The organism is Actinosynnema sp. NPDC023658 (assembly GCF_040639995.1).
In the GTDB taxonomy this organism is placed as follows: Bacteria; Actinomycetota; Actinomycetes; order Mycobacteriales; family Pseudonocardiaceae; genus Actinosynnema.
The window spans coordinates 1-5183 of sequence record NZ_JBFAAX010000410.1 but is presented as its reverse complement, the minus strand read 5'-3'; the positions used below and the strand labels follow the sequence as shown (position 1 = coordinate 5183).

Annotated in this window: 5 protein-coding genes and 2 pseudogenes; 3 read left to right on the top strand and 4 right to left on the bottom strand. The window is 72.4% G+C overall.

Annotated features, from left to right (window positions below):
• The 3 genes from AB0G02_RS27740 to AB0G02_RS27730 form a co-directional block, all read right to left on the bottom strand.
• Nucleotides 1-212, bottom strand: a 212-nt coding sequence (locus AB0G02_RS27740) for an NTP transferase domain-containing protein (RefSeq protein ID WP_360799288.1), incomplete at its 3' end; no start/stop codon positions are given.
• A 20-nt stretch (nucleotides 213-232) separates the two neighbouring features.
• Entirely contained in the window at nucleotides 233-985 is a 753-nt protein-coding gene (locus tag AB0G02_RS27735; protein ID WP_360799285.1) for an MHYT domain-containing protein, read from the bottom strand.
• Between the two features lie 175 nt (nucleotides 986-1160).
• Nucleotides 1161-2588 carry a diguanylate cyclase gene (locus tag AB0G02_RS27730; RefSeq protein ID WP_360799282.1) on the bottom strand — a complete coding sequence of 476 codons (1428 nt, stop codon included), beginning with the start codon at nucleotides 2586-2588 and terminating at the stop codon, nucleotides 1161-1163.
• Nucleotides 2589-3018: 430 nt separating this feature from the next.
• Between AB0G02_RS27730 and AB0G02_RS27725 the strand changes: the two genes are divergently transcribed.
• Both AB0G02_RS27725 and AB0G02_RS27720 read left to right on the top strand, forming a co-directional pair.
• Nucleotides 3019-3816, top strand: a complete 798-nt coding sequence (locus tag AB0G02_RS27725; protein WP_360799279.1) for a GrpB family protein — start codon at nucleotides 3019-3021, stop codon at nucleotides 3814-3816.
• A gap of 84 nt (nucleotides 3817-3900) precedes the next feature.
• Nucleotides 3901-4683 carry an ion transporter gene (locus tag AB0G02_RS27720; RefSeq protein WP_360799276.1) on the top strand — a complete coding sequence of 261 codons (783 nt, stop codon included), beginning with the start codon at nucleotides 3901-3903 and terminating at the stop codon, nucleotides 4681-4683.
• 10 nt (nucleotides 4684-4693) lie between these two features.
• Here the strand turns inward: AB0G02_RS27720 and AB0G02_RS27715 are convergent.
• Nucleotides 4694-5089, bottom strand: a pseudogene (locus tag AB0G02_RS27715) (NlpC/P60 family protein); the annotation flags it as partial.
• Between AB0G02_RS27715 and AB0G02_RS27710 the strand changes: the two are divergent.
• Nucleotides 5088-5183 (top strand): annotated as a pseudogene (locus tag AB0G02_RS27710) (cytochrome P450); the annotation flags it as partial. The pseudogenes AB0G02_RS27715 and AB0G02_RS27710 overlap by 2 nt on opposite strands.

The window sequence follows — 5183 nt, the reverse complement described above, 5'->3', positions numbered from 1 at the left end:
TCCCGCGCCCACGTCACGCCGGTGACGTCGTCCTTGCGCGGCCCCACGACGATGACCTGCCGTGCCGCCGCGACCGCGTCCAGCACGTGGTCGAGCAGCGTGCGGCCGTCGACCACGAGGGAGGCCTTGTCGACGCCGCCCAGCCTGCTGCCCCGACCGCCCGCGAGGACGACCGCGGCCCACGACGGGCCGGCTCCGGGAGACTCGGGCACGGCCCCACGGTAGCCGCGGGTCAGGCGATCCCGCCCGGCACGTCGTCGTCATCGGCGGTGAACAGCATCCACAGCAGTGCCGCCACCACCAGCGCGCTCAGCACGAAGACCGGGAACACCAGGTCGAACGCGGTGGTGCCCTGCGGCGCGGCCACCGCCGGGTCGGTGGTGACGCGCACCGCCGCCATGCCGGTGTAGTGCATGCCGGTGACCGCCACCCCCATGATCAGGCCCGCCGCGAGCCGGGCCGCGGCGGCCTCGACGACCAGGGTGAACCAGAACGCGGCGGTGGCCGCGACCACCGCGACCACGAACGACAGCGCCACCAGTCGCGGGTCGTAGGACAGGTCGCCCCGGAACCGGATCGCGGACATGCCCACGTAGTGCATGACCGCCACGCCGAGCCCGGCCAGGGTGCCCGCGACGAGCAGCCGCACCGCGGTGAACCGGATGAGCGTGACCAGCGAGAGGCCGAGCCCGACCACCGCGATCGCCACCACCGCGGACAACGCGGTGAGCGGCACGGAGTACTTGATCGGGACGCCGGGGACGTCGAAGCCGAGCATGGCGATGAAGTGCATGAGCCAGATGGCGACCCCGCCGATGGCGACTGCGCCGAACGCGGTCCAGCGCACCTTGGTGGCACGGGTCGGCTCGGCCCTGGCGCGCGCCATGCAGGCCAGGCCGATCAGGGAGCCGATGACGGAGACGACGTAGGCGAGCAGGAGCGTGGAGAGGCCGGCGGAGAAGTGCTGCATCGAGTCGTGATCCACGCCCTTTCCTAACTGCGTGTGATCACGTTCACCAGAGCGGTCCAGGCAACTTGATTCATTCGCAATGGAAGTACCTGTGTCACCTACCGTCAGTAGTCGTTAACGAGGCTAATGAACTACAGAGAGTGCCGTGCGGGTGCGCCGGGGACACCGACACCGCCCGTCACGCCCGACCTCAGCCGCCCGCACGTCGACCGACCACCCGGTTGCGGCCCGCGTCCTTGGCCTGCAGCACCGCCACGCTGGCCTCCTCCACCGCGTCGGTGACCGACGCGCCGGGCACGACCTCCACCGCGCCGATCGACACCGTGACCACCCCGCCGGGGTTGCCCCGGTGCTCCAGGCCGAGCCGTTCGACCGCGCACCTGACCCGCTCGCCCGCGGCCAGCGCGCCGTCCAGCCGCGTGTCCGGCAGCAGCACGGTGAACTCCTCGCCCCCGTACCGGTACGCCCGGTCGCCGGAGCGGGCGGTGCGGGCGATGGCCTGGCCGACCTCGCGCAACGCCTCGTGCCCGGCCAGGTAGCGGTAGAGCGTGTTGTAGCTGTGGAAGCGGTCGATGTCGACCAGCAGCAGGCTGTACGGCTCGCCCACGCGGTTGCGGCGCGCGTGGTCGGCGTCGAACGTCGCCGCGTTCGGCAGGCCCGTCCGCTGGTCGGTGGTCGCCGCGTCGGCCAGCGCCCGGTTCTCCGCGTGCAGCTCCTCCAGCCGCTCGGCCAGCCGGTCGACCTGGTGCTTGCGCGCGAGCGCCCAGTCCTCCAGGTCCTCGTCGTAGACGGCGACGCCGACCGGGCCGAGGGTCTTCGCCCGGTACATCGCCAGGTCCGCCTGGTGCAGCAGGTCCTCCGCGCCGTGCCCCGGCCGGACGAACGTGATGCCCGCCGACACCGACACCCGGATCACGTCCTCCCCCAGCGCGACCGGCTCGGCGAGCACGGTCAGCACCTCGCGCACCGCGGCCACCGCCTGCCGCTCGTCCAGCTCGTCGAGCAGCACGGCGAACTCGTCGCCGCCGAGCCGGGCCGCCGTGCCGCGACCGGACACCACTTCGACCAGCCTGGACGCGACCAGGCGCAGCACGTGGTCACCCGCGGCGTGCCCGTGGCGGTCGTTGACGTCCTTGAACTGGTCGAGGTCCAGGAACACCAGCACCGGCCCCGACGCACCGCGCACGGCCTGCTCCAGCCGGGGCAGGAAGCCGGTGCGGTTCGCCAGGCCCGTCAACGCGTCGGTGTTCAGCCTGCTGCCCAGCTCGTACGCCGTCTCCGCCCAGCCCGTGACGTCGAGCGCCACCACCACCAGGCCGCGCACGTCCGGGTCCGAGCTCAGGTCCCGGGCGACCAGGTCGACGCGCCGGTGCACCGACCCCTCCACCGGCACCGCGCACGTGCACCGCGACGCGCCCGTGCCGCCCGCCGCCTGGAGGAACGTGCCGACCGCCGCCGCGTCGGCGGACGCCACCAGGTCGGGCAGCAGGCCGGAGGCGCCGCCGAACAGCCTCCGGGCCGCCGGGGACGCCCACCGGACGCCCAGGTCGTGCGGATCGACCACCAGCACGGCGGCGTCGGCCCGTTCGAGCACCGCCTGGTGGAAGCCGCCGTTCATCGCGACGCGCTGGGGAAGCGCGGCAGGGCGCGGTCGAACTCGTCCGGTGCGAGCAGCGCGCACCGGCGGTCCCCCGTGCCGCGTCTGTCGCAGGTCGATTCGCCGTCGTCGAGAATCAAGCGGCCGGCCGTCATGGTCCCCCCTGGACTTGACTTCCTCCCTGAACCACCGACGTTACCGAATCCGAGCCGCGCATTCGGGTGATCAAGACCATTCGTCCGCAATTCGCGGGTGGCGTTTTCCGAGATCGCACCGAATAGGGGTTCATATTAACCCGCAGTCCTGTGTGGACGGAACCAAACGAGACAACGGGCGGAAACCCGGTGGACGCCCGACCCGATTGTGCCCCGGCCGTGGATCGGTGGGGGTGTGCTCGACGCCGCGGAGAACCGTTCACCCCGGCCATGCGGACCCGCGCCATGATGGACGCATGAGCGAGCAACGGTTGCGCGTCCACGTGGTGTCCGGATCGGACATCGCGGACCGGTTGCGGGCGCTGGACGCGGCCGGCCTGCTCGCGGTGATCGACGGATCCGGACCGGCCGCGCTCGTCGTGAGCGACACCGAGGACGGACGCGCCGACGCCGTGGTGGCCGACCGGGAGCAGGTGGACGCGCTGTGGTCCGACCGGATCGCGCCGTTCGCACGCCGGTTCGCCGGGATCGACCCACCGCCGCGCACCCCGCCCGTCCTGGAGGACCACGACCCGACGCTGCCCGTCGCCGCACGACGCCTGCTCGACCGGCTGCGCGCACACCTCGACCGGCCGTCGTGGACCTACGAGCACATCGGCTCGACCGCCGTGACCGGGTTGCGCGCCAAGCGCTTCGTCGACCTCCAGCTCGGCGTGACCGCGCTGCCCGACCGCGACCCGGCGTTCGACCGCGCGGTGGCCGCGCTCGGTTTCCGCCCCGCGACGGGCGCCCGCCCCGACTCCCCCGGCGTGGACCGCGACTGGCACACCGACCCGGCGGTCCCGGCCGAGCTGTACCGCAAGCGGCTCTACGTGCGTCCCGACCCGGTGGAGCCCGCGATCCTGCACGTGCGGCGGCTCGGCAGCCCGTGGCACGAGGCGACGATCCGCTTCCGCGACCGGTTGCGCGCCGATCCGGCCCTGCGGAACGCCTATGAGGCCGCGAAGGAGCGTGCGGCCCGGGGACACGCCGCCGATGACGACTACGACGACTACACCCGCGCTAAATCGGACTTCTTCCGCTCGACCAGGTGAATTCCCTCAAGCCGCGCGCGGCGCGCGCCGATGGGGCGGTGCTCGATCGAGCAGAACCCCCACGCGTGCGAAGAGGAGTTCGGCATGGCATTGCGCGACCGCGTCCGCGTTCTCGTGGACGGCAGGCGCTTCCAGCGGGTGGTCATCGCGGTGATCGTGGTCAACGCGATCACCCTGGGCTGCGAGACGTCGACGGCACTGGTCGCGGCCTACGGCGGCTTGTTCGACGCGCTGGACCACGCGGCCCTGGTGTTCTTCGTCGTCGAGCTGGCCGCGCGGCTCTTCGCGCACCGCGCCCGGTTCTTCCGCGACCCGTGGAACTGCTTCGACTTCGTCGTCATCGGCGTCTCGCTGCTGCCCGCCGCCGGACCGCTGTCGGTGGTGCGGGCCCTGCGCATCCTGCGCGTGCTGCGACTGGTGTCGATGGTGCCGAGCATGCGCCGCGTGGTGACGGCGCTGGTGAGGTCGATCCCCGGCCTGCTGTCGCTGTCCGGGCTGCTCGTGCTGATGCTGTACGTCGGCAGCGTGGTCGCCATCAACCTGTTCCGCGCCAGTGGTGACGCCCGGTTCGCGGACCTCGGGTCGACCATCCTCACGCTGTTCCAGATCACCACCGGCGACGGCTGGTCGGACGTGATGCGGGACCTGATGGTCGCCCAGCCGCTCGCGTGGCTCTTCTTCCTGGTCTACCTGCTGGTCGGCACGTTCACCATGCTGAACCTGTTCATCGCGGTCGTGTGCAGCGCGATGGAGTCCGAGTCGGCCCCGCCGGCGAGCGCGCCGGACGACCGGCTGCTGAACGAGGTCCGGGCGCTGCGCGAGGAGGTCCGGGCGCTCCGCCTGGACCCCGTCGGAGACCGCGGCTGAGCCGCCGGGGTCAGAGCACGCGCGTGGCGTACGGCATGATCCCGCTGTACCGGACCGGCGCCACGCGGACCTGCGAGCCGGAGAACGGCGCCTCGACCATCATGCCGCCGCCGAGGTAGAGCGCGACGTGGGTGCCGCCGCCGGGACCCCAGAACAGCATGTCGCCGCGCTGCGCCTGGGTGAGCGGCACCTTGCGGCCGGCGTTGTACTGGTAGCCGCTGTAGTGCGGCAGGTAGACGCCGGCGCCCGCGAACGCGTACATCATCAGGCCGGAGCAGTCGAAGCCGACGTTGTAGTAGTCGCCGTGCTGGTCACCGACGCCGCCGTCCCGGATGCCGACGGTCGGGCCGTCGTAGTTGCCGCCGCCCCACGAGTACCGCACGCCGAGCTGCTGCAGGGCGCGGGCCGAGGTCCCGCGCGGCGCGTTCATCCCGTTCGCGGCGGGCGCGCGTCAGTGCGTGGGCAACGTGTTCGCCCGGGCGGAGATCGTGATCACCCTC